Annotated in this window: 20 protein-coding genes and 1 tRNA gene; 14 read left to right on the top strand and 7 right to left on the bottom strand. The window is 63.6% G+C overall.

Annotated elements, in window-relative coordinates:
* Positions 1 to 31: 31 nt before the first annotated feature.
* Genes ACZ7GB_RS12825 through ACZ7GB_RS12810 form a run of 4 tightly spaced genes read right to left on the bottom strand, consistent with a single transcriptional unit; the run spans position 32 to position 2,984 of the window.
* Complete coding sequence (locus tag ACZ7GB_RS12825) at positions 32 to 952, bottom strand: pseudouridine-5'-phosphate glycosidase (RefSeq protein WP_472158978.1); 921 nt, start codon at positions 950 to 952, stop codon at positions 32 to 34.
* Complete coding sequence (locus tag ACZ7GB_RS12820; RefSeq protein WP_078520708.1) at positions 949 to 1,851, bottom strand: PfkB family carbohydrate kinase; 903 nt, start codon at positions 1,849 to 1,851, stop codon at positions 949 to 951. The genes ACZ7GB_RS12825 and ACZ7GB_RS12820 overlap by 4 nt, the downstream gene beginning before the upstream one ends.
* Positions 1,852 to 1,902: 51 nt before the next feature.
* On the bottom strand, positions 1,903 to 2,397 hold the full coding sequence (locus ACZ7GB_RS12815) for a disulfide bond formation protein B (RefSeq protein ID WP_246831908.1): 495 nt from the start codon (positions 2,395 to 2,397) through the stop codon (positions 1,903 to 1,905).
* An 8-nt stretch (positions 2,398 to 2,405) separates the two neighbouring features.
* Positions 2,406 to 2,984: a YqaA family protein gene (locus tag ACZ7GB_RS12810; protein WP_078520707.1), complete on the bottom strand. Its 579-nt coding sequence runs from the start codon at positions 2,982 to 2,984 to the stop codon at positions 2,406 to 2,408.
* Positions 2,985 to 3,119: 135 nt separating this feature from the next.
* Between ACZ7GB_RS12810 and ypfJ the strand changes: the two genes are divergently transcribed.
* The 4 genes from ypfJ (at position 3,120) to ACZ7GB_RS12790 (ending at position 8,299) form a co-directional block, all read left to right on the top strand.
* Positions 3,120 to 3,986 (top strand): KPN_02809 family neutral zinc metallopeptidase, encoded by an 867-nt coding sequence (ypfJ, locus tag ACZ7GB_RS12805; protein ID WP_472158976.1) that lies wholly within the window; start codon positions 3,120 to 3,122, stop codon positions 3,984 to 3,986.
* A gap of 46 nt (positions 3,987 to 4,032) precedes the next feature.
* Positions 4,033 to 4,116: transfer RNA gene (locus tag ACZ7GB_RS12800), tRNA-Leu, on the top strand.
* 958 nt (positions 4,117 to 5,074) lie between these two features.
* Positions 5,075 to 7,351 carry a Hint domain-containing protein gene (locus tag ACZ7GB_RS12795; protein WP_472158975.1) on the top strand — a complete coding sequence of 759 codons (2,277 nt, stop codon included), beginning with the start codon at positions 5,075 to 5,077 and terminating at the stop codon, positions 7,349 to 7,351.
* A gap of 210 nt (positions 7,352 to 7,561) precedes the next feature.
* Complete coding sequence (locus tag ACZ7GB_RS12790; protein WP_472158974.1) at positions 7,562 to 8,299, top strand: Hint domain-containing protein; 738 nt, start codon at positions 7,562 to 7,564, stop codon at positions 8,297 to 8,299.
* 88 nt (positions 8,300 to 8,387) lie between these two features.
* Here the strand turns inward: ACZ7GB_RS12790 and ACZ7GB_RS12785 are convergent, their stop codons facing one another.
* Complete coding sequence (locus tag ACZ7GB_RS12785; RefSeq protein ID WP_246831909.1) at positions 8,388 to 8,633, bottom strand: DUF1127 domain-containing protein; 246 nt, start codon at positions 8,631 to 8,633, stop codon at positions 8,388 to 8,390.
* Positions 8,634 to 8,663: 30 nt separating this feature from the next.
* On the opposite strand from ACZ7GB_RS12785, the gene ACZ7GB_RS12780 reads away from it, so the two are divergent.
* The 10 genes from ACZ7GB_RS12780 to tsf all read left to right on the top strand — a co-directional run bounded on the left by ACZ7GB_RS12780 (position 8,664) and on the right by tsf (position 19,942).
* Positions 8,664 to 10,082, top strand: a complete 1,419-nt coding sequence (locus ACZ7GB_RS12780) for an aminotransferase-like domain-containing protein (RefSeq protein ID WP_078550326.1) — start codon at positions 8,664 to 8,666, stop codon at positions 10,080 to 10,082.
* A gap of 163 nt (positions 10,083 to 10,245) precedes the next feature.
* Positions 10,246 to 11,142 (top strand): ABC transporter permease, encoded by an 897-nt coding sequence (locus ACZ7GB_RS12775; RefSeq protein WP_078520701.1) that lies wholly within the window; start codon positions 10,246 to 10,248, stop codon positions 11,140 to 11,142.
* 7 nt (positions 11,143 to 11,149) lie between these two features.
* The gene (locus ACZ7GB_RS12770; protein WP_078540909.1) at positions 11,150 to 11,959 is read left to right on the top strand and encodes an ABC transporter permease; all 810 of its coding nucleotides are present in this window, start codon (positions 11,150 to 11,152) and stop codon (positions 11,957 to 11,959) included.
* 11 nt (positions 11,960 to 11,970) lie between these two features.
* Positions 11,971 to 13,047, top strand: coding sequence for an ABC transporter ATP-binding protein (locus ACZ7GB_RS12765; protein WP_472159103.1), 1,077 nt, complete (start codon positions 11,971 to 11,973; stop codon positions 13,045 to 13,047).
* A gap of 218 nt (positions 13,048 to 13,265) precedes the next feature.
* Complete coding sequence (gene trkA, locus ACZ7GB_RS12760) at positions 13,266 to 14,642, top strand: Trk system potassium transporter TrkA (RefSeq protein WP_078520699.1); 1,377 nt, start codon at positions 13,266 to 13,268, stop codon at positions 14,640 to 14,642.
* Between the two features lie 12 nt (positions 14,643 to 14,654).
* Positions 14,655 to 16,178 (top strand): TrkH family potassium uptake protein, encoded by a 1,524-nt coding sequence (locus ACZ7GB_RS12755; protein ID WP_472158973.1) that lies wholly within the window; start codon positions 14,655 to 14,657, stop codon positions 16,176 to 16,178.
* Positions 16,179 to 16,327: 149 nt separating this feature from the next.
* A complete protein-coding gene (gene hfq / locus ACZ7GB_RS12750) occupies positions 16,328 to 16,561 on the top strand; it encodes an RNA chaperone Hfq (protein ID WP_078521029.1) in 234 nt (77 codons plus the stop codon).
* Positions 16,562 to 16,594: 33 nt separating this feature from the next.
* A complete protein-coding gene (gene hflX, locus ACZ7GB_RS12745; RefSeq protein ID WP_472158971.1) occupies positions 16,595 to 17,881 on the top strand; it encodes a GTPase HflX in 1,287 nt (428 codons plus the stop codon).
* Between the two features lie 338 nt (positions 17,882 to 18,219).
* Complete coding sequence (gene rpsB, locus ACZ7GB_RS12740) at positions 18,220 to 18,987, top strand: 30S ribosomal protein S2 (protein ID WP_274963687.1); 768 nt, start codon at positions 18,220 to 18,222, stop codon at positions 18,985 to 18,987.
* 73 nt (positions 18,988 to 19,060) lie between these two features.
* Entirely contained in the window at positions 19,061 to 19,942 is an 882-nt protein-coding gene (tsf, locus tag ACZ7GB_RS12735; RefSeq protein WP_134332553.1) for a translation elongation factor Ts, read from the top strand.
* Between the two features lie 86 nt (positions 19,943 to 20,028).
* Here tsf and ACZ7GB_RS12730 read toward each other — a convergent pair whose 3' ends face one another.
* Together ACZ7GB_RS12730 and ACZ7GB_RS12725 are read right to left on the bottom strand one after the other, a co-directional pair.
* Positions 20,029 to 20,757, bottom strand: a complete 729-nt coding sequence (locus ACZ7GB_RS12730) for a helix-turn-helix transcriptional regulator (protein ID WP_472158970.1) — start codon at positions 20,755 to 20,757, stop codon at positions 20,029 to 20,031.
* A 189-nt stretch (positions 20,758 to 20,946) separates the two neighbouring features.
* Positions 20,947 to 22,698, bottom strand: coding sequence for a SulP family inorganic anion transporter (locus tag ACZ7GB_RS12725; protein WP_472158968.1), 1,752 nt, complete (start codon positions 22,696 to 22,698; stop codon positions 20,947 to 20,949).
* Position 22,699: the final 1 nt, after the last annotated feature.

Here is a 22,699-nt window from a genome sequence, read left to right as displayed (position 1 = left end):
AGCGCCGCCACGATGGGCAATGGGCCGCGTATCAGGCGGCCCGCGCTGTGATGATTTCGCCCGCGATTGCGGCAGCCAGACGGGCGTTGTTCAGAACGAGGGCGATATTGGCCTCGAGCGAGCGGCCTTCGGTCAGCTCGAAAATGCGCGACAGCAGGAAGGGCGTGACCGCCTTGGCGGCGATGCCCTGCGCCTCGGCCTCTTGCAGCGCCTGTTCGATGACCGGAACGATTTCCTCGCGGGCGATCTCGGCCTCTGCGGGGATCGGGTTCGCGATCAGCTGGCCGCCCGGCAGGCCGAGGGCTGCGCGTGCGAGCTGCGACTTGGCGATCTCGGCTGCGCTGTCTGCGCGCAGCGGCGCGGGCAGGCCGGAATTGCGCGACCAGAAGGCGGGGAAGGCGTCTTGCCCAAAGGCGATGACCGGCACGCCGTGAGTCTCCAGCACTTCGAGCGTCTTCGGGAGGTCGAGGATTGCCTTGGCGCCCGCCGCGACCACGCTGACCGGGGTCTGCGCCAGTTCCAGAAGGTCGGCGGAGATGTCGAAGCTGTCTTCCGCGCCGCGATGCACGCCGCCGATCCCGCCGGTGGCGAAGACGTCGATGCCCGCGAGGTGCGCGCAGATCATGGTCGCCGCGACCGTCGTGGCGCCCGTCGCGCCCTTCGCAAGGCAGACGGCCAGATCGGCCCGGCTGACCTTCATCGCGTCCTTGGTCTGCGCGAGCGCCTCCAGCTCCTCGGGCTCGAGCCCGATATGGATCTTCCCGCCCATCACCGCGATCGTGGCCGGCACTGCGCCCGCCTTGCGGATCTCGGCCTCGACCGCCTGCGCGGTCTCGAGGTTCTGCGGATAGGGCATCCCGTGCGTGATGATCGTCGATTCCAGTGCGACGATGGGACGGTTTTCGGCTTTCGCGTCAGCGACTTCGGTGGCGAAGGTGAGGGGGGCGCTCATGTGGCGAGTTCTCCGGAAACATAGCGCGCGGCGGCGGTCAGGGCGCTCTCGAGCGCCTCCATGCGGTCCGCGCCGCGCTGTTCGGCCACGAGATGCGCGGCCATGAAAGTATCGCCCGCGCCAGTCACGCGGGTCACGAGGACGGGGGGCGGGGCCGAGGCGATGACATTGCCTGCGGCCGCACTGCCGTCGGCGGCAGCCTTGCCGCCATCGGTCACCAGCACGCGTTGAGCTCCGCGTTCCAGCAGGGTCTCGGCTGCATGTTCAGCGCTGTCGAAACTGCCCTGACACAGGATGCCCGCCTCTTCGAGATTGACGTAAAGCGTCGCCGCCGGATGGGCCAGAAGCGGCGTCAGCCGTTCCGCCTTGCCGGGGCTGGCGGGGGCCACGCGCAGATCGGCCTTGGCGAAAAGCGGCGAATGCGCGATCTGGCTCAGAAGCGCCTCGGTGAGATTGCCGTCGAGCGCGATGGCGCCGGTCCACGGCTCGTTTTCCGTGCCGAGCCGCCCATCCGCGAGCGGCGCGAGGATTTTCTCGCCCGCAGCCTCGAGCGAATGCGCATCCGCGATCGCCGCAATCAGCCCGTTCGCGCCCTCGATCGCCATATAGCGGTCGGTCGGCAGATCGTCGGAGCGATACAGATAGTTGCAATCGACGCCCAGCACTTCGGCGGACTGGATCAGGTCGTTGCCCTGACTGTCGCGCCCCAGCGCGGTCAGCACCGCAGGCTTAAGCCCGTAGCGGCGCAACGTCATCGCGATATTCATCGCAACGCCACCGGGCAGCCGTTCGATCCGCCCCGGCACGTCGGAGCCTTCATGCATATGCACCGAGGCGCGGCCGATGATGTCCCACAGGACCGAACCGATGCACAGAATATCAGGTCTGGATTCGCTCATGCGCGGTTCTTGGCGCGGTTTCCCGGGCGGAGCAAGGGGCTTTGCCCCCGCTCAGGCGCGGCGCGATTTCAGGAAAGCCCAGAGCCAGATGCCTGCCAGCACGAGCGAGCCGACCGCATTGAGGTTCGCCATGGTGATGCCGAAGATGTCCCACGGAATCTCGTCGCAGCGCACCAGCGGGGCGTCGTTGATTTGCTTGAGCAGATCGGCGGCGGAGACGGTCGTGTCGACGGCGCTCGAGGTGCAATCGGTGGGCCCTTCGAAAATCTTCCGCTCGACGCCCGAGTGATAGAAGCCGATGACCGAGGTTGTCAGCGCCGCCAACATCCCCAGAAGGGCAGTCCAGCCGGGCAGGCGGAAGGTGAGGATCACGATCCCGATGATCGCGGCGGCCAGATGTGGCCAGCGTTGCAGCAGGCACAGATGGCAGGGCGCGTAGCCGAACGCCTGAAAGACGAAGGCCCCGGCGAGCACGAAGGCGGAGCCCGCGGCGGCGAAGCCAACGAGGCTGCGGAAGGAGGTCAGGGTTTGCATGCGGTCTTGCATCGGGGGCCTCAGAGATATTTCAGAAGATAGAACCCGCCGATCAGCAGGATGACGAAGATGGTGAAGAGCGGGCCGAGCCAGCGCTCGATGAAGGTTTTGATCGGTTCGCCGAATTTCCACAAGAGCCCCGCGACCACGAAGAAGCGTAGCGCACGGGCGACAAAGGAGACGCCGAGGAAGAGCACCGGGCTCAGGTTCGTGGCGCCGGCGAAGATCGTGATCACCTTATAGGGGAAGGGCGTGACGCCCGCGATCAGCACAGCCCATCCGCCCATCTCGTTGAACCGGGCGGCGAGCGAGTTGAAGTCGTCGGCTTTGCCGTAGAAATCCAGCACCGGCTTGCCGATCGCATCCATGAAACCATAGCCGATCAGATAGCCCAGACAGCCACCCGCGACCGACGACAGCGTCGCCACCAGCGCGATGCGCCATGCCGCCCAAGGCCGCGCGAGGATCATCGGGATCATCAGCACGTCAGGCGGGATCGGAAAGACCGAAGCTTCGATGAAGGCGACAGCGGCGAGATACCACATCGCATGCGGGTGGCTCGCGCGGGCCATCGTCCAGTCGTAGATGCGGCGGATCATGGCGGCATCCTTTTCCTTGCTGCTCGGTTCGCTTCATCTCCCGCGCGGGCCGCAAGGTCAAGTCACGCGCGTCGCACCTTTGCTTTTCCCGGCCTCACGCTAGACTTCACATAAAAGCGAGGGAGGCATTCGCGAATGCAATGGCGAGGACGGCGCGGCAGCCGCAATATCGAAGACCGGCGCGGCCAGCGCAGGGCAGGGGGCGGCGCGATCCGTCTGGGTGGCGGTGGCCTGGGCGTCGTCGCGATCGTCGTCGTGGCCTATTTCCTCGGGATCGATCTGACGCCGCTGCTTGACGGCGGGTCGGGCGGCTCGGGGCAGGTGGTCACGCAATCGGGTGAGCTGAGCGATCGCGAGAAGGCGATGGGCGATTTCGTCTCGGTGACGCTGGCCGATACCGAGGAGGTTTGGCAGGGCGTGTTCCAATCCGATCTGGGGCGGCAATACGATCCGGCGGTGCTGGTCCTCTATAGTGGCATCACGCAATCGCCCTGTGGCAATGCGAGCGGCGCGACGGGGCCGTTCTACTGCCCGGGCGATCAGAAGGTCTATCTCGACACTGCGTTTTTCGACACGCTGAGCCAGCAGCTCGGTGCGCGGGGCGATTTCGCGGCGGCTTATGTTGTCGCGCATGAGGTGGCCCATCACGTGCAGGACGAGCTGGGGATTCTCGGTAAGGTTAATGAAGTGCGCGCGCAAAGCTCCGAGGCGCAGTCCAACGCGCTCTCGGTTCGGATCGAGTTGCAGGCCGACTGCTTCTCGGGGATCTGGGCGCGCCGGGCCGAGGATCAGATCGGCGCGATCGAGCCCGGCGACATCTCCGAGGCGATGAACGCCGCCGCGCAAATCGGCGACGATACGCTGCAGCGTGAGGCGGGCCGGGTGCCGATGCCCGACAGCTTCACCCATGGCAGTTCCGCCCAGCGGCAGCGCTGGTTCGAGCGGGGCTATCAGAGCGGCGATCTCAAGCAATGCGACACGTTTTCAACGCGTAACCTCTAAGCGTACTTGCCTCGGGCGCGGCTGCGCGCTAGAGGACTCGAACTGGGCCCGAGTGGCGGAATGGTAGACGCAGCGGATTCAAAATCCGCCGCAGCAATGCGTGTCGGTTCGAATCCGACCTCGGGCACCATCTCAGTTTGATTTCATTGAGAAAATTTAGCTTTTGGGCTTCTGGTCCACCAATTGGTCCACCAAGCTGTTGCTGACCTCGGGCACCAGACCTTCCGAAAATGACAGTTCCATGCGCCGACCGTGATCCGACCGGCGCGTTTTGCGCATGTCCTGCGCGGGTGTTTTCCGTGTCCGGGGACCCTTTGTCCAAATCAGGCGAAATTGGGGCAGAACCCGGCATCGTGAAACGTGGTTATCAAAAGATGATTCGGAGAAATCTCGTTTCGTTCTCAGAACAAACGGGCATCAGATGCCGGATTGCGGCGATGTTGAGGACAATTGGGACATATTCGCGGCAGAAATATGGTCGCGATTTAGGCCGCTCCGGGAAACAAATCGATCAAGGTATTGTCGCTAAATTGAAGACAGTTTTTCGCCTTTTAAGGCAGGCCATACAATCGCCACACAACCCTTAGTTTAAATGTGGCAAAACTTTGGCAAGTTTTCCGACAAAAAGATAGGTCGATCTTTTGCAAAATAGAAACGTCGTTTGAAAACAGGCACTTCGCGATTCGGATTATTGGTGCTCGTTTTTCAAGCAATCCCCCGAAATGAGGCAAGAAAGCGGCAAATTCCCCTTTTCTTTGTGGCGATCAGAAGGGCAAATTGAGGCCAAGCCCTGCTGGGGGGCTTTTGGCCATGGGGGTGGCCGAAGAGAAGAGTTGTCGAAAGAGAGCTCGCCCGGCGCTGCCAAGGGGACCGATCCATAACGGCCTCGACCTTTAGGGCAAAGGAGACGCGGAGCGATCTGCGGCGACTTTGCTGGCAGCGCCCGCGCGCGCTGACGCTGGCCAATTCTTCTCGACATTCACGTTCGGACTTCGGGTCCGGCCACGTCATGGCGCTGCCGCTTTGCGCCAAAGGGAAGACACGGCGCGGGGCCACGGAGCCAAGCGGACGGTAAAGGAGAGTTGGGGATGACTTATTATTACTATCATCACGACGACGATGATTGCGACAAGAACTCCGATCCGAACGCTGTCAACGACAGCGCGAACGTGAAGTACAACACCGCGCAGACGATTGCCGTGCTCTCGAATGACAGCGATCCCGACAGCGATCCGCTCAAGGTGACCTGGGCGAGCGATCCGGCGCATGGCTCGGTCACGGTGAATGCCGATGGCACGATCACCTACACGCCCGATCCGAACTATTCCGGCACCGACAGCTTTACCTACCAGATTTATGACGGGCAGGGCGGCTACGACACCGCGACCGTCACGATCGACGTGAGCGCGCCCGACGGCATCGTCGAAGGCACCTCCGGCGGCGATCTGATCGACGACGACTATACCGGCGATCCCGAAGGCGACATGGTCGACAATAACGACGCGATCCTGCCGGGGGCCGCGCCGAATGACGACTACATCATCGCGGGCGACGGCAATGACACGGTCTATGCCGGTCAGGGCGACGACTCCGTCGAGGGCGGCAATGGCAACGACCTGATCTTTGGCGAGGGCGGCAACGACACGCTCGAAGGCGATGCTGGCAACGACACGATCTATGGCGACAACGATCCCGCGGGCGGCCCGGCCTGCGATCCGGTCTCGGAGACCGTGGATTGGAGCCATTTCCAGACCGATTGCGGCGAGGTGAAGGACCAGACCGTCGATCTGGGCGAGACCAAGGTCCATTTCGATTTCCAGTCGCAGGACTACGGGGCGAAGGCGACGCTGACGACCGCCGCGCAATATACCGAAGCGGGTGAGAACTTCGACAGCTGCTCGGCGCTGCAACTCTACGGTGCGGGCGGCGATTGCGGGGATGGCGTCTCGCCGACCTCGACGACCGTTCTGACTTTCTCGTCGGACAATAGCGACTATACCGGTGAAGTTCAGGGGCTGAGCTTCCGGATCAACGATCTCGACCGCTCGGACAGCTATGACGATCACGTTGATATCGTGACGCTTTCCGCGGTCGATGCCGATGGCAATCCGGTCGACATCACGATCGACCCCGAGGGCAACCAGACCGTCACCGACAATGGCGACGGCACCTATACGATCACCGGCGGCGATCAGGATACCGGCTATCTGAATCAGGACGACAAGATCGGCTCGGTCAAGGTTACGATCAACGATCCGACCGCGAAGCTGACCATCGCCTACTCGAACGGTGGCGATACGGATCAGGCGATCTCGATCACCGACATGACCTATGACACCTGCCCGGTGGAAGACGACCCGGGCGAGCCCGGCGATGACAGCATCATGGGCGGTCTGGGCGATGACGTGCTCTACGGTCAGCAGGGCGAGGATACGCTGGAAGGCGGCGAAGGGTCCGACAGCCTCGACGGCGGCGAGGGCAACGATACGCTCGATGGTGGCGCGGATGCCGACACCGTCTATGGCGGCGACGATCGCGACCTGTTCATCGTCGGCTCGTCCGAGGACGGCATCGGCGACACGCTGGACGGTGGCGAGGGCGGCGACGATTACGACACGCTCGACCTGCAGGGCGCAGGCCCGCTGCGCGTCCACTCGACGGTCACCGATTACGACCCGGTCTCGGGTGTCAGCACCTATGCCGGGACGGTCGACTTCCTCGATGGCAGCGGCAATGTCACCGGCACGCTCGAATTCTCCAACATGGAGGATGTCATTCCCTGCTTCACGCCGGGCACGCTGATCGCGACGCCGCGTGGCGAAGTTCCGGCCGAGACGCTGCGCGAAGGCGACAAGGTTCTGACCCGCGATAACGGCATTCAGGTCGTTCGCTGGGCGGGCCGCGCCGAGATGAGCCGCGAGCGTCTGATGCACGCGCCGCATCTCAAGCCGGTGCTGATCCGCAAAGGCTCGCTGGGCAACGATCTGCCCGAGCGCGACATGATGGTCTCGCCGAACCACCGGATGCTCGTCGCAAACGACAAGACCGCACTCTATTTCGAAGAGCATGAGGTTCTCGTCGCGGCCAAGCATCTCGTCGCCAATCAGGGCGTGGATACGGTGGAGACGCTGGGCACCAGCTACCTGCACTTCATGTTCGATCGTCACGAAGTGCTGCTCGCCAACGGTTCCTGGACCGAAAGCTTCCAGCCCGGCGATCAGACGCTGGGCGGCATGGGCAACTCGCAGCGTCAGGAAATCTTCGAGATCTTCCCCGACCTGCAGACCGCAAAGGGCCGCGATGCCTATCATGCGGCGCGCAAGACGCTGAAGAAGCACGAAGCGAACGTGCTGCTGATGAGCTAAGTCGCGCGCCCTATCGGGGCCGCGCCAAAGCGAAAATTGCGACCGCGTCCGGGGTGTCTCCGGGCGCGGCGCTTTTTGTGTTGTTTCCGCGACTTGAACACTTCGTTTCCGCTACTCCACACGTAGAAGTGGTAAAACACGTTTTCGCCTTAGAGTTTTGTCGCTATCGTGTCATTCTGGATCTCGACTGTTGGGAGGCAGGAGGATCGGATGACGCGGAGCATGCGCGCAACGGATATCGCGGAGATTTTGGCGCAATCGCCGGCTCAGGGCCTGCGCTGCACCGCGATGGCGCGCACCGAGGCGCTGCGTCTAGAATTCGACAGCCATGACGAAACGGATGGCCATATCAGCGGCTATGGCGCGGCGGGCGAGACGGTGTTTTCCGGCTCCATCGCGGCGTTTCGCGCGGCCATTCCCTGCGTAACCCCCGAGACGCGTGTGGCGACCGAGGCCGGTGGCGTCGCGGCGGGCGATCTGCGCCCCGGCGCGCGGCTCGTGACCCGGGACTCCGGCGTTCAGGTGCTGCGCTGGATCGGATCGCGGGTCTTCACCGCCTCCGATCTCGCGCTAAATCCGCTGCTGCGCCCGGTGTGCATTCGCGCGGGCGCGCTTGGCGAGGGGCATCCCGCGCAGGATCTGCGCGTTTCACCCAATCACCGGTTGCTTGCGCCGCTGCGCGGAAATGTCGTTATGGCACAGGAGCTTGTCGGGTTGGGCGGGGTCGAGGTCGATCACGCGGAAGGCGGCGTGCGCTATCTGCAGCTGCTGCTCGACGCGCCGGAGATGCTGCTTTGCGAAGGCGTGTGGGTCGAGAGTTTCCGACCCGAGACCGCCATGCTGGCAGGTTTCGATGCGGCGCAGCGGGCGGAGCTCCTGTCGCTACGTCCCGATCTGTCACGGCGCGATGCGGGTGCCGCACCGGCTGAGATGCAGTCCAGCGACTGAGCTTTCATTAAACGGAAAAAAAAGAGCCGGGCGCTGAGGCCCGGCCAAAAGACGATTCCGGTCAGGGGAATTGCCCGGATCGTTCGCGTCACAGGAAGCGGCGCCCTTCTTGCCGGGCAATCTCCCGGCTGATTCCGATATCTTCGAGCAGGTGGTCATCGAGTTTCCCCAGCGCCATCCGCGAACGGCGCGCTTCGAGGACGCGCGCAACGCGCGCGATCAGGCTCAGACGGCCATGACGGGCGGGAACGGGACGGGTCCGCGACAGGGTAAACATTGCGATGCCTTTCTGTATTGATACAATGTGATCTTTGTTGCTATAGAAGGGATACAATGACTCCTTTTAGGCAACCAGAGAAATATTGTGACTGATACAAGCTGGTCTCCCGAGCTCGCCCATATCTCCGGCCCGAAATATCTCGCGCTGGTCCGCGCGCTGCGCGAAGGCATCCGCCGCGGTGATCTCAAGCCGGGCACAAAACTGCCTACAGTCAGGGACTTGGCGTGGTCTTTGGGAGTGACGCCGGGCACCGTGGCGCGGGGGTATCAGATCGCCACGCAGGAGGGGTTGCTGGAGGCCAAGGTGGGGCGCGGCACCTTTGTATCGACACAAACGCAGAGACTCGGTCCTCGAGAGCCGCTTTATCGCCATACGGGAGAGGATATCGACGCCACCCCGGACGATCTGGTCAATCTCAGATCGCCACAATTGCCCGATGTCGGCCAGACAAAAGCGCTACAATGGGCGATGACCGAAGCCGCCCGCGACATCGGCAAGACCTATCTGCAATATCCCGGCCTGCGCCGCGACGCGTATTGCCGCGAGGCGGTGATGGACTGGTTCCCGAAAGATTGCTCGCTCGCGTCGGAGCTCAATGCCGACGACCTCGTGCTGACCCATGGCGGGCAGAACGGGATCAACCTCGTGATGCAGACCTGCCTGCGGGGCGACCGCCCCGGCGTCTATATCGAGGAGCTGGCCTATCCCGGTTTCCGGCACGCGGCGCGGCTGAACCGCGCCGAGGTCCATCCGGTCGCGATCGACGCGCAGGGTATGATCCCCGATGCACTCGACGCGGCGTGCCGCAAACATGGCGGCCAGATCGTCTGCATCACGCCCGATGCGCAGAACCCCACGGCGGGACGGATGGACGCCGCGCGCCGCGAAGCGCTGGCCGAGGTCGCGCGCCGCCACGATCTGCAGATCATCGAGGACGATTGCTATACCGCGCCGGTCACCGGCCTGCCGAGCTTCCGCGTCATCGCACCCGAGCGCAGCTGGCATGTCACCTCGCTGTCGAAGACTATCTCGGCGGGGATGCGTTTCGGCATTGTGGCCGCGCCCGAGGGCATGGGCGAGGTGGGGCGGCTGGCGGCCCAGCACAGTTTCTTCGGTCTCGCGCGTCCGATCACCGACATGGTGGCGCTGCTGTTCGAGAGCGGCGAGGCGATGCGCCTGCGTTACGCCGCGCAGGAGGAGATGGGGCGGCGGCTGCAGATGACGGTGCAATCGCTGGCGGGCCAGGATTTCAACTGGCTGCCGGGGCTGAGCTTCCTCTGGCTGAAACTCCCGATGGGCTGGCGCGGCTCCACCTTCGCGCGCATGGCGGAAATGGAAGGCGTGCTGCTGCGCTCGGCCGACGAATATGTGGTGCAGGACGGGCAGGCCCCCAATGCGGTGCGCATCGCGATGGCGGGCTCGGTGCCGGAGGAGCGCTTCCGCACGGCTTTGCGCACGCTGACGGGGTTGCTGGAGCGGATGCCCGACGATCTGCCGGTCTGAGGGTCGAAGCGTCACGCGGCGTCGCTAAGGCGCGCTGCACAAAATTACGGCATCTGCCTTGCCCTTACGCGAGTAGGGGCGCTTGCCCTCTTTTCACGCCCGCGCCCTTGTGCTTTCGTGACATCCAACGACGCCCGAGACGGGTGCAAATCGGGAGAGATGGATGGCGGGTAAAGGGGAGAGCTGGCTGCGCAGCGAGTCCGCGCAGGGCTATGCGTTGATCTCGCCGCCCTTCCTCTATGCCGTTCTTTTGCTGGCCGCGCCGCTGGTCACGATCCTTGCCTATTCCTTCTTCCAGGACGGCTATCTGACGGTGGTGCATGAATTCACCCTGCAGAATTACATCGCCACATGGACCGATCCGATCTTTCGCGTGATTCTGGTCCGCTCGCTTTTCGTGGCGGGGCTGGTGACACTGATCACGGTCGCGCTGGCCTTCCCGATTGCCTATTATCTGAGCTTCGGTCTGGCACCGAACCAGAAGGCCCGGTGGATCTTCCTGATCACGATTCCCTTCTGGACCTCCTATCTGATCCGCGTGTTCCTGTGGAAGGTGATCCTTGGCTATAACGGCGTCATCAACTCGGCGCTGGAAAGTATCGGGATCATCGGGCCGAACGGGCTGATCGCGGACCCGCTGCAGATGCTGAACTCAGTGGGCGCGATCGCGCTGACGCTGGCTCATGCCTATGCGCCTTTCGCGATCCTGCCGATCTTCGTGAGCCTCGAGAAGATCGACCGGTCGCTGCTGGAGGCGGGGCAGGATCTGGGCGAGAGCCGCTGGCGCACCTTCCTGCGTGTGACGCTGCCCTTGGCGATGCCGGGCGTGGTGGCCGCGACCCTGATCGTGTTCATCCCGACGGTCGGCGATTACGTTACGCCCGAGCTGATCGGGGGCGGCAAGATGCCGATGGTGGCGAACCTCATTCAGGCGCAGATGCTGCCGCTGGACAACCGGCCCATGGGTTCGGCCATCGCGGTCAGCTCGCTTCTGGTGGTCGCTGCGCTGTCGCTGGTGTTCCTGTGGCTCAACCGCCGCTTCCTGAAGGTCGGAAAGTGAGCCGCGCATGAAAATCCCGTCCCTCAAGATCTACGCGATCGCTTACCTGATCTTCCTCTACGCGCCGATTTTTCTGCTGCCGCTGTTTGCTTTCAACGATGGCACGATCATCGCCTTTCCGCTGAAGGGCTTCACGACCGACTGGTTCGCGAAGATGGCCGAGAATGACACGCTGCGCCACGCGCTGTCGAATTCGCTGATCATCGCGCTGACCTCTTCCGCCGGCGCCACGATCCTTGCGATTTTCGCCGCCCGCGCCTCGACGCGCTATCGCTTCAAGGGCAAGGGCGGGATCATGGGGCTGATCCTGCTGCCGATGGTCCTGCCCGATATCCTGATGGGGATGTCGCTTCTGCTGGTGATGCTCGAAGTGTTGAAGGTGAACCTGTCGATCGCGACGGTGATCTTGGGCCATGTCATTATCTCGCTGCCCTATGCGATCGCGGTGCTGCAAACGGCCTTCGCGACGCTCGATCAGTCGCTGGAAGAGGCGGCAGTCGATCTGGGCGAGACGCGGATGTCGACCTTCCGGCTGATCGTTCTGCCGCTGGTGATGCCCGGTATCATCTCGGCCTTCCTGATCTCCTTCACGATCTCGCTCGACGAGTTCATCGTGGCCTTCTTCCTCGCGGGCAACCAGCCCACGCTGCCCACCTACATCTTTTCCCAGCTGCGTTTCCCGTCGGCGATCCCGGTCATCATGGCGCTTGGCACCTGCCTCGTCGCGGCCTCGATCCTGCTTCTGAGCGTGGCCGAATTCTTCCGTCGGCGCGGGGTCAAACGGACCGGCGCCAAGGATACCGGAGGTTTCCTGTGACCGATAAACCGATGATCGCCTTTCAGGACGTTCATAAATATTACGGCGATTATCACGCGCTGCGCGGCATCACCGCCGAAATCCGCGCGGGCGAGTTCTTCTCGCTCCTCGGGCCTTCGGGCTGTGGCAAGACCACGCTGCTACGCACCATCGCGGGTTTCGAGGAGATCTCGGAAGGCGCGGTGCTGATCGACGGCAAGACGATGGTGGGCGTGCCGCCGAACAAGCGGCCCACCAACATGGTGTTCCAGTCCTATGCGATCTTCCCGCATCTGAGCGTGGCCGAGAATGTGGGCTTCGGTCTGCGCCGCGACCCGCGCTCGAAATCGGAGAAAGCCAAGCTGGTCGAGGAATCGCTCGAGATGGTCGGGCTTTCCGGCTATGGCGCCCGCGCAGCCCATGCGCTGTCGGGCGGGCAGCGCCAGCGCGTGGCGCTAGCCCGTGCGCTGATCCTTAAGCCTAAGGTTTTGTTGCTCGATGAGCCGCTTTCCGCGCTCGACCGCAAGATCCGCGAGCAGATGCAGGTCGAGTTGATCAAGCTGCAGCGCGAGGTCGGCATCACCTTCGTGCTGGTGACCCACGATCAGGAAGAGGCGCTGGTCATGTCGGACCGGATCGCGGTGATGTTCGAGGGCGAGATCGCCCAGCTTGCCGACCCCGAAGTGCTCTATGGCCGCCCCAATTCGCGGCGCGTCGCCGATTTCATCGGGGTGATGAATTTCCTGCCCGCCTCGGTGACGGATGGGCCGGGCGACGCGGTCACGGCCGAGGTCGCAGGACTCGGTCGGCTCGAAGTCGCGCCGGGCCAGATTTCGAGCGCGCCTGCTGGTGATGGTGCGGCGGTGGGCTTCCGGCCGGAAACCCTAACGCTTCTTTACGAAGGTCAACAGGCCTCGGATCGCGAAGCACCCGGCACGATCGACGAGGTCGTCTATTACGGCGACATGACCTATTACGATGTGCGGCTCGACGGTACCGAAAAGCCGGTCCGCATTTCGATGCGCAACGTCTTCGGACGGCCCGTGCTGGAGGTCGGCACACGCACCCGCGTCGCATGGTCGCCCGGGGCGCTGGTGCTGTTCCGGTGAACCGGACAGGGGGCGCTGCCCCCGTTGCCGTAGGGCGACAGTCGATCAACAAAGAGGGGGCGCTGCCCCCGCTCCCTGTGGGAGCCCCCCGGGATATTTTCATCAAGGAGAAGGGGCTTAGGTTTCTGGGCACGACGTGCGCCTTGCACGTTTGCCATTTGACCACCCCCGGCAACGCGGCCTAGATAGGGGCCAAGTGAGGCGCGGAGGCATTTGCCATGAAGGTCATCATCTGCGGTGCGGGTCAGGTCGGTTGGCAGATCGCGCGCCATCTGGCGGGCGAACGCAACGACGTCACGGTGGTCGATTCCAATCCCGAATTGGTGCGGCGCGCGGCCGATACGCTCGACGTCCAGGGTGTGGTGGGCTTCGCCTCGCATCCCGATATTCTCGAGCAGGCCGGGGCGCGCGACTGCGATCTGATGATCGCCGCGACCCATTCGGACGAGGTCAACATGGTGACCTGTCAGGTCGCGATGTCGGTCTTCGGGATCACGCGCAAGATCGCCCGCATCCGGGCGCAAAGCTATCTGCAGCCGCAATATTCCGATCTTTACCGTCGCGACCACCTGCCGATCGACGTGATCATCTCGCCGGAGCGCGAGGTGGCCGAGGCCGCGCTGCGACGTCTGGCGGCGCCCTCGACCTTCGACACGGAAAGCTTCCTCGACGAGCAGCTGCAGCTTCTGGGGATCGAGCTCGATGCGGATTGCCCGGTGCTCGACACGCCGCTGCGGCAGCTCACCGATCTGTTCTCGACGCTGCGCGCGGTCGTGGTCGGCATTCGCCGTGAGGGGCGGCTGTTTGCGCCCGAGCCGGGCGATCAGCTTTTCGCGGGCGATCAGATCTATGTCTTCGCCCATGTCGAGGACGTGAACCGGACGCTCGATATCTTCGGCAAGTCGACGCAAAAGCAGGAACGCATCGTCATCATCGGCGGCGGGAATGTGGGTCTCAGCGTGGCCAAGGCGCTCGAAGCGCGGACGGAGCGGGTGCGCGCCAAGATCATCGAACGCTCGCGCGCGCAGGCCGAGAAGGCCGCCGATGCACTGGACCGGACCATCGTGCTCAATGGCGACGGGATGAGCTCGGAGCTGCTGGAGGAGGCGAATATCGCCACCGCCGATGCGGTCCTGGCGATCACCGATGACGACAAGACCAACATCCTCGTCTCGGTGCGCGCCAAGCAGGCGGGCTGCCGCATGGCGATCTGTCTGATCAACGACCCTACGCTCGCGCCCTTGCTGAGTGCGCTCGATATCGACGCCTATATCAACCCGCGCGCGACCACCGTGTCGTCGATCCTGCGCCATATCCGGCATGGCCGGGTGCGCGCGATCTACTCGATCGGGGATGCCGAGGGCGAGGCGATCGAGGCGCAGGTCATGGGCACCTCGCCGATGTCGGGCAAGGCGGTGCGCGATGTCGATTTCCCCGAAGGCGTGCTGATCGGTGCGATCCGCAAGGGCGACAAGATCGTCAAGCCGACCGGCAATACCCGCATTGAAGAAGGCGATATCGTGGTCCTGTTCGCGCTGACCTCCGATGTGCCCGAAGTGGAGCGCCTGTTGCAGGTCTCCATCGACTTCTTCTAAGGGCCGCTCCGCATGGAACGCATGATCAAGGCCTTGCCGCTGCCGATCCTCCTGATGGGAGTCTCCGCGCTGGCGATGTATGTGCCCGCGATCCATGCGCTTTTGACCCACCATCACCACACGGCGCGGGCGTTTTTCTATTCCGCCACGCTGTTCCTCTTCGCGACGGCCCTGATCGGTCTGGCCAACGGGTCGAACCCGCGGCCTGCGCGCGCGGGGCGGGCGAGCCTTTTGATCATGCTCGCCGCCTTCACCGTGCTGCCGCTGATGCTGGCGGTGCCCTTCTATGTCGCGGTGCGCGACACCTCATTCTTCAACAGCTGGTGGGAGATGGTTTCGGCCTTCACGACCACGGGCGGCACGCTCTACGAGCCCACCCGGCTCGTCGGGTCGGTCCATCTGTGGCGCGGGCTGGTCGCGTGGATGGGTGGGTTCTTCATCCTCGTGATGGCGATCGCGGTGCTGGCGCCGATGCGGCTGGGCGGGTTCGAGGTGTTTTTCTCGGGCGGTCCCTCGGGCGCGCCGGCCGCGGCGGCCCCGGCGGCCGATGGCGGGGCGGAGATGTCAGAGCGCATCGCCCATTACGCGGTGTCGCTCGCGCCGATCTATACCGGGCTGACGGTGCTCTTGTGGGTCTGTCTGCTGATGGCGGGGGATCGGTCGCTGACGGCGCTGATCCATGCGATGTCCACGCTGTCTACCTCGGGGATCTCACCGGTGGGCGGGATGGCCAATGCGCGCTCCGGCATGGCGGGCGAGATGGTGATCTTCGTGTTCTTTCTGCCCGCGCTGTCGCGCAGGCTCTGGCCGGGCAGGGGCGAGCTGCGCGCCTCGCCGAAGCTGATCGACGATCCCGAGCTGCGTCTGGCTGCAGCGCTGGTGATCCTCGTGCCGCTGTTTCTCTTCATCCGTCACTGGATCGCGGCGCTGGAAGTGCGCACGCCGGGCGATTTCGGCGCGATCTTCAAATCGATCTGGGGCTCGCTGTTCACCTCGCTGTCCTTCCTGACCACGACCGGCTTCGAATCGTCGGCGTGGCATGACGCGCGCGACTGGTCGGGGCTGGGCACGCCGGGCTTGATCCTCGCGGGGCTTGCGATCATCGGCGGCGGGGTCGCGACGACGGCGGGCGGCGTGCGGCTGCTGCGGGTCTATGCACTGCTGCGCCACGGCGAGCGTGAACTCGACAAGCTGATCTACCCGAACTCCATCGCGGGCGGCGGCATGATGGCGCGCAGGTTGCGCCGCGAGGGCGCCTATATCAGCTGGATCGTGTTCATGCTGTTCGCGATTTCGATCGGCGGGGTGATGATGGCGGTCTCGCTGTTCGGCCTGTCTTTCGAACCGGCGACGATTCTGACGATCGCGGCGCTGTCGAATACCGGTCCGCTGGCGGGGATCGCGGCGGATGTGCCTCTGAGCTGGGCCCATCTGAGCGAGCCCATCAAGGCCATATTCGCCTTCGCCATGGTGCTTGGGCGGCTCGAGACGCTGGCCATCATCGCGCTCTTCAACCCCGAGTTCTGGCGCTCCTGAATCCCGGATTTGATACGCAAATTCTGGCTCAGGGCCTAACAAACTGTTTTTTGGGCTGGAATCTCCCGCTCTGCACTGCATACTTGAATCAAATGGGTGTCTTTGACGCAGGCGCCCGGACGCGAGACACGAACAAGGGCAAGAACAATATGGCTGGCGATAGACAGAACCTGCAGGACGCATTCCTCAATCACGTTCGCAAAACGAAGGTTCCGGTCACGATATTCCTGATCAACGGGGTGAAGCTGCAAGGCGTCATCACCTGGTTTGACAACTTCTGCGTGCTTCTGCGCCGCGATGGGCAATCTCAGCTTGTCTACAAGCATGCGATCTCGACGATCATGCCGGGACAGCCTATTTCGCTTTACGAAGGCGACGACTAAGCGTCGCGGCACGCGGCTTTAGCGATACATATCTTGAGCGAAACGACCTCTACCGAGACGCCCGACACGCGGGCCTACGTGATCCATCCCGACATTCCGTCGCGAGAGGGCCAACGCCACTTGCCCCAATTCGCGCTGGCCGAAGCGGTCTCGCTCGCTGCCGCCCTGCCGCATCTGCAGGTCATCGGCGAGGAGATCGTCAAGCTGCGCAAGCCCGAGCCGGGCAAGCTGTTCGGCCAGGGCAAGCTCGCCGAGATCAAGGAGCGGCTGGAAGCGAACGAGATCGATCTCGTCTTCATCGACGGGCCGGTGACGCCCGTGCAGCAGCGCAACCTCGAGAAGGAATGGGGGGTGAAGCTCCTCGACCGGACCGGGTTGATCCTCGAGATCTTCGCCGACCGTGCGCGCACCCGTGAAGGTGTGCTGCAGGTGGAGCTGGCCGCGCTCAGCTATCAGCGCACGCGGCTGGTGCGGGCTTGGACCCACCTCGAGCGTCAGCGGGGCGGGCTCGGCTTCGTCGGCGGCCCCGGCGAGACCCAGATCGAGGCCGACCGTCGCGCCATCGACGAGCAGATCGTGCGCCTGCGCCGCCAGCTTGCGAAGGTCGTGAAGACCCGCGAGCTGCACCGCGCCGCGCGCCGCAAGGTGCCGTTCCCGATCGTGGCGCTGGTGGGCTACACCAATGCCGGGAAATCCACGCTGTTCAACCGCGTGACCGGGGCGGAAGTGCTGGCGAAGGATATGCTCTTCGCCACGCTCGACCCGACGATGCGCGGGCTGGAGCTGCCGACCGGGCGCAAGGTGATCCTGTCGGACACGGTGGGGTTCATCTCGGACCTGCCGACCCAGCTTGTCGCGGCTTTCCGCGCGACGCTGGAGGAGGTGCTCGAAGCCGATCTGATCTTGCATGTGCGTGACATCTCGCATCCCGAGACCGAGGAACAGGCGGAGGATGTGAACGACATTCTTGCCAAGCTGGGCGTCGCCAAGGAAGTGCCGCTGATCGAGGTCTGGAACAAGATGGACGCCGTCCCGCCCGATCAGCGCCGCGCGCTGACGGTGCAGGAAGCCCGCGAGCCCGATCTGCAGGCGATCTCTGCGCTGACCGGGGACGGGCTCGACGCCCTTCTGACGGCGATCGACGAGAAGCTCTCCGAAGAACGCTACCACGAGGAAATCACGCTCCGCTTTGCGGATGGGCGCAAGCGCGCCTGGCTGCACGAGCAGAACGTGATCCGCGGCGAGACCCAGACCGAAGAGGGCTGGACCTTCGAGGTCGAATGGACCGGCAGCCAGCGCAACCGGTTCCGGGCGCTGTAGGCTGGGTCGACCGGGGCAGGGGCGCTGCCCCTCTTCGCTGACTTCGCCGGCCCTCCGCTTACGCTTCGGGCGTTCGGCGGGCGTCCTTCCACAGGAAGGCCGCTGAGCCCGCCTCACCCCCGGGATTTTTTTGCCAAGCCGAAGCAGGCGCGCGCGCCTTGGTTTTCCCGCGGACGCCCATGACCGGTAGGGGTTGCCAAGCCCGCGCGATGGGTCTATATCGCGCGCACTTCACAGGCGGAGGCGGGCCAATGAGGGAGACATCCTCAAAGGTCCACCGGTTGGGGCATCTGCCCTGAGACCCTCCGCTCAGGCGCAAACCGGAAAAGGAATTGGACATGGCGCTTCCTGAATTCTCCCTGCGTCAGCTCTTGGAAGCTGGCGTTCACTTTGGCCACCAGACGCAGCGTTGGAACCCCCGTATGGGTCAGTACATCTATGGCGAGCGTAACGGCATCCACATCATCGATCTGACCCAGACCGTTCCGATGCTGGACCAGGCTCTGCAGGTCATCCGCGACACCGTTGCGAAAAACGGCCGCGTTCTCTTCGTCGGCACCAAGCGTCAGGCAGCTCGCCCGATCGCTGAAGCGGCTGAGAAATGCGCACAGTATTACATGAACCACCGCTGGCTCGGCGGCACGCTGACCAACTGGAAGACCGTCTCCCAGTCGATCAAGCGTCTCAACGAGATCGACGAGAAGCTCGCGGAAGGCGCTGAAGGCCTGACCAAGAAAGAGCGTCTCGGCATGGAGCGTGACCAGGCGAAGCTTCAGGCGTCGCTCGGTGGTATCCGCGAAATGGGCGGTCTGCCGGACCTCCTGTTCGTGATCGACGTGAACAAGGAAGACCTCGCCATCGCGGAAGCCAAGAAGCTTGGCATCCCGGTCGTGGCCGTGGTCGACACCAACTGCCCGCCGAACGGCGTGGACTACGTGATCCCGGGCAATGATGACGCGGCGCGCGCCATCGCCCTCTATTGCGACCTCGCTTCGCGCGCAGCTCTCGACGGCATGTCGGCCCAGATGGGCGCGGCGGGCGTCGATGTCGGTGCCCTCACCGAGACCCCGGTCGAAGAGGCGCTGGCCGAGGCCGAGGCCGAGTAAGCCACGACCGTCACCCAGATGACATGAGGGCGGGGTATCCCGCCCTCGCAGAGTTCTTGAAGGAGATCCGACCATGGCGATTACCGCCGCTCAGGTGAAGGAACTGCGCGAAGCAACCGGCGCAGGCATGATGGACGCGAAAAAAGCGCTGACCGAGACCGATGGCGACATGGACGCCGCCGTTGACTGGCTGCGCACCAAGGGCCTCGCGAAAGCCGCGAAGAAATCCGGCCGCGTCGCGGCTGAAGGTCTCGTCGCTGTCGCCGTGAACAACGGCAAGGGCGTCGCGATCGAGATGAACTCGGAAACCGACTTCGTCGCGAAGAACGCCGATTTCCAGAAGCTCGTCTCGGACATCGCGGAAGTCGCGCTGGAAACCGGTGAAGATGTCGAGGTCGTCAAGGCTGCGCATCTCAACGGCAAGAAGGTCGAAGACGTGATCACCGACGCCATCGCGCGTATCGGCGAGAACATGAACCTGCGCCGCATGCACATCCTCGAAGGCGACACGCTGGTGCATTACGTGCACAACGCTGCTGCCGACGGTATGGGCAAGATCGGTGTGCTCGTCGCGCTGAACGGCGCCGACAACGGCATCGGCAAGCAGATCGCGATGCATATCGCCGCGACCAACCCGGCCGCGCTGTCCGAAGCCGATCTCGACCCCTCGGTCCTCGAGAAGGAAAAGCAAGTTCAGATCGACATCGCACGTGAATCGGGCAAGCCCGAGCAGGTGATCGAGAAGATGATCGAAGGCCGCATGAAGAAATTCACCGCGGAAGTCACGCTGCTGAACCAGCAATTCGTCGTCAACCCCGACCTCACCGTCGGTCAGGCTGCGAAAGAAGCTGGCGTCGAAATCACCGGCTTCGTCCGGATGGAAGTCGGCGAAGGCATCGAGAAGAAAGAAGAAGATTTCGCCGCCGAAGTTGCGAAGACCGCAGCTGGCAACTAAGCCCGCGCCTCTTCTTTGAAATCGGAAAACGCCGCCCGGATCGGGGCGGCGTTTTTCGTATTATAGCAGAGTGTTGCGCGGCGAACTTAACGTGCGGCGGCCGTATGCGAAGTGTTGAGGAAGATCTGTTTTTGCACCGACGCTTTCATCACCGCCTGCGCAGTGGTGTCGACATCGAGCGCTTCTCGCGCAAGCCGCAGATGCTTTTCCACCGTAGACGGCGTCAGCCCCATGATGATCGCGATATCGGCGGTCGTTTTCCCCTCGGCCACCCATTCGAGCACTTCACGTTGCCGATCCGTCAGCGGGCGGCGGCCCGTGGAATAGGGCATGGTGGAGATGCGCAGATGTACGAGGCTGTTCATCACCATCAATTCGCGCTCGTTGTCGCGCCAGATCCGGTCGATCTCGTCCTGGCTCAACCCCGGCCGCCCCACGAGGCCGATCGCACCGCGCGCATAGGAGAGCGGATCGGAAAAGCCGATCGAGTAGCCCGTACGGATTCCGAAGCGGTGGTTGATTTCGATGACTTCGATTTCGCCCGGAGTGAGCTCGCCCCGCATCGCACGGTCTGCCACCACGCGCCACGAGCAGGGTCCGTCGTTCTGCGCCGCCCACTGGACCATCGGGGCGTTGCGGTATTTTCCCTCCCCGACAAAAATATCGAGATATTCCTTCGGGTGGTTCGATAGGATCAACAAATCGTCTTCGTGGCCGAAATTGTTGCCCTTTCGGAAGCTTGTGAAGCCATAGATCAAACGATGGAACCCGTAGCGTTCCATTTCCTGGCAATGACGCGTCCAGATCTCTTGCACGGATTTCGCGCGTAAGACTGCCTCGCAAAAGGATAACATCGCGTTTCACCTCACATTTCGGTAGGTCGCGTAGATCGTTACTACTATTCCGGCGCGCGATTTTCTCCGCTCCGGATGATCTATCCGAATGTCTTATTTTTCGGGCGTTATGGCAACCCGCATGGGCGCCGATCTAGGTGGTGAAACGCTTTAGCGATGGGTCTCGATGCGGCTCTCGTGCGCGCAACCTTGGGTGGTCTCGGGGGCAAGGGTCGCGAGCGCATCGTAATGGGTGAGGTAGATCTGCCCGGTCAGATGCGTGATCAGGTCCGAACGCGTGAGCCGGTCCATCACCGGACCCTTCACTTCGGACAGGTGCAGCCGCACGCCCGCATCGTTGAGCTGGTCGTTCACCTCTTCCAGCGCCTCGAGCGCGGACATGTCGATATGGTTGATCGCAGGGCAGTTCAGCACGACATGCTTGATCGTCTCGTCACTGGCGATGCGGTCGTAGATCATCTCCTCGACGAAGCGGGCATTCGGGAACCACAGGCTCTCGTCGATGCGCAGGCTGAGGATGCCCGGCGCGCAGCTTACGCGGTGGCGTTGAACATTGCGGAAATGCTCGGTGCCGGGAACCTGACCCAGCTCAGCCACATGAGGGCGCGAACTGGCCCACAGCCGAAGCGCGATCGAGAGGATGACGCCGAAGGCGATGCCGTCCTCGACGCCCCAGATCAGCGTGACCAGCACGGTCAGCGCCATGCCGATGCCTTCGCGCGGTGCGTATTTGAACGTGCGCTTAAGCGCTTTGGTGTCGACCAGCGTCAGCACCGAGACGAAGATCGTGGCCGCGAGCGTCGCTTGTGGCAGGTAATAGAGGGCAGGGGTCAGGGTGAAGGTCGCGAGCGCCACACCGATTGCGGTGAAGGCCCCGGCGGCGGGCGTTGTGGCGCCGGCCTCGAAGCTGACGACGGAGCGCGCAAACCCGCCCGTGATCGGGAAGGACCCTGAGATCGCGGAGCCGATGGAGGCGCCGCCCAATGCGATGAATTCCTGATCGGGGTCGATGCGCTGACGCTTTTTCGCGGCCAGTGTCTGGGCGACGGAGATCGTCTCGACATAGCCGATGATCGCGATCAGCAGCGCGGGGACGAAGAGTTCCTTCCAGAGCGCGAGATCGGCGGGCGGAAGGCTCGGCGTCGGGAAGCCCAGCGGCACGGTGCCCACCACGCGAACGCCACGCCCCTCCAGCCCGAAAAGCCAGGTGATCAGAATGGTCGCGGCCACGGCATAGACGGGGGCCGCGCGGGTCAGGATCGCCGCGAGCCGCTCGGACAGCCCCGCCTTCAGCAGGCGCGGCTTCAACCCGCGCCGCGCCCAGAACAGGAAGACCAGCGACAGGATCGAAATGACGACCGTGTAGCCGTTGGTCTGGCCGAGATGCGCCCAGAGCCCGCCGAGAATGTCGAAAATGCCGCCGCTTTCGCCCTGAATGCCGAAGAAATGCTTCATCTGACCCGCAGCGATCAGGATGCCCACGGCGGAGGTGAAGCCCGACAGAACCGGATGGCTGAGAAAGGCCGTGATGAAGCCCATCCGCAGGAAACCCATGATCACCAGCATCACGCCCGACAGGAAGGCCAGCGCCACGGCGGCGGCGATATATTCGGGCGTGCCCTGTGCCGCAACCTTGCCCACCGCGGCAGCCGTCATCAACGAGATCACCGCGACAGGCCCCACGGCCAGAGGCCGCGAGGTGCCGAAGACCGCGTAGATCAAGAGTGGCAGCACCGAGGCATAAAGCCCGTATTCCGGCGGCATGCCAGCCAGCAGCGAATAGGCCAGCGATTGCGGGATCAGCATGATCGTCACAATCACAGCCGCGATCAGGTCGGCCTCGAAGGTCGGGCGATCGTAATCGCGCCCCCAGCTGAGGATCGGCAGGTAGCGTTTGAGCATC

This window comes from Thioclava sp. PTB-PU3-1, assembly GCF_055666785.1.
The sequence above is the reverse complement of the archived record's forward strand: the minus strand, read 5'-3'. Positions and strand labels throughout refer to the sequence as shown.

What these genes read in the sequence shown, in the direction of transcription:
- ACZ7GB_RS12825 (WP_472158978.1), bottom strand. Translation starts at nt 952, where the DNA reads ATGAGCGCCCCCCTCACCTTCGCCACCGAAGTCGCTGACGCGAAAGCC.
- ACZ7GB_RS12820 (WP_078520708.1), bottom strand. Translation starts at nt 1,851, where the DNA reads ATGAGCGAATCCAGACCTGATATTCTGTGCATCGGTTCGGTCCTGTGG.
- ACZ7GB_RS12815 (WP_246831908.1), bottom strand. Translation starts at nt 2,397, where the DNA reads ATGCAAGACCGCATGCAAACCCTGACCTCCTTCCGCAGCCTCGTTGGC.
- ACZ7GB_RS12810 (WP_078520707.1), bottom strand. Translation starts at nt 2,984, where the DNA reads ATGATCCGCCGCATCTACGACTGGACGATGGCCCGCGCGAGCCACCCG.
- ypfJ (WP_472158976.1), top strand. Translation starts at nt 3,120, where the DNA reads ATGCAATGGCGAGGACGGCGCGGCAGCCGCAATATCGAAGACCGGCGC.
- ACZ7GB_RS12795 (WP_472158975.1), top strand. Translation starts at nt 5,075, where the DNA reads ATGACTTATTATTACTATCATCACGACGACGATGATTGCGACAAGAAC.
- ACZ7GB_RS12790 (WP_472158974.1), top strand. Translation starts at nt 7,562, where the DNA reads ATGACGCGGAGCATGCGCGCAACGGATATCGCGGAGATTTTGGCGCAA.
- ACZ7GB_RS12775 (WP_078520701.1), top strand. Translation starts at nt 10,246, where the DNA reads ATGGCGGGTAAAGGGGAGAGCTGGCTGCGCAGCGAGTCCGCGCAGGGC.
- ACZ7GB_RS12770 (WP_078540909.1), top strand. Translation starts at nt 11,150, where the DNA reads ATGAAAATCCCGTCCCTCAAGATCTACGCGATCGCTTACCTGATCTTC.
- ACZ7GB_RS12765 (WP_472159103.1), top strand. Translation starts at nt 11,971, where the DNA reads ATGATCGCCTTTCAGGACGTTCATAAATATTACGGCGATTATCACGCG.
- trkA (WP_078520699.1), top strand. Translation starts at nt 13,266, where the DNA reads ATGAAGGTCATCATCTGCGGTGCGGGTCAGGTCGGTTGGCAGATCGCG.
- ACZ7GB_RS12755 (WP_472158973.1), top strand. Translation starts at nt 14,655, where the DNA reads ATGGAACGCATGATCAAGGCCTTGCCGCTGCCGATCCTCCTGATGGGA.
- hfq (WP_078521029.1), top strand. Translation starts at nt 16,328, where the DNA reads ATGGCTGGCGATAGACAGAACCTGCAGGACGCATTCCTCAATCACGTT.
- rpsB (WP_274963687.1), top strand. Translation starts at nt 18,220, where the DNA reads ATGGCGCTTCCTGAATTCTCCCTGCGTCAGCTCTTGGAAGCTGGCGTT.
- tsf (WP_134332553.1), top strand. Translation starts at nt 19,061, where the DNA reads ATGGCGATTACCGCCGCTCAGGTGAAGGAACTGCGCGAAGCAACCGGC.
- ACZ7GB_RS12725 (WP_472158968.1), bottom strand. Translation starts at nt 22,698, where the DNA reads ATGCTCAAACGCTACCTGCCGATCCTCAGCTGGGGGCGCGATTACGAT.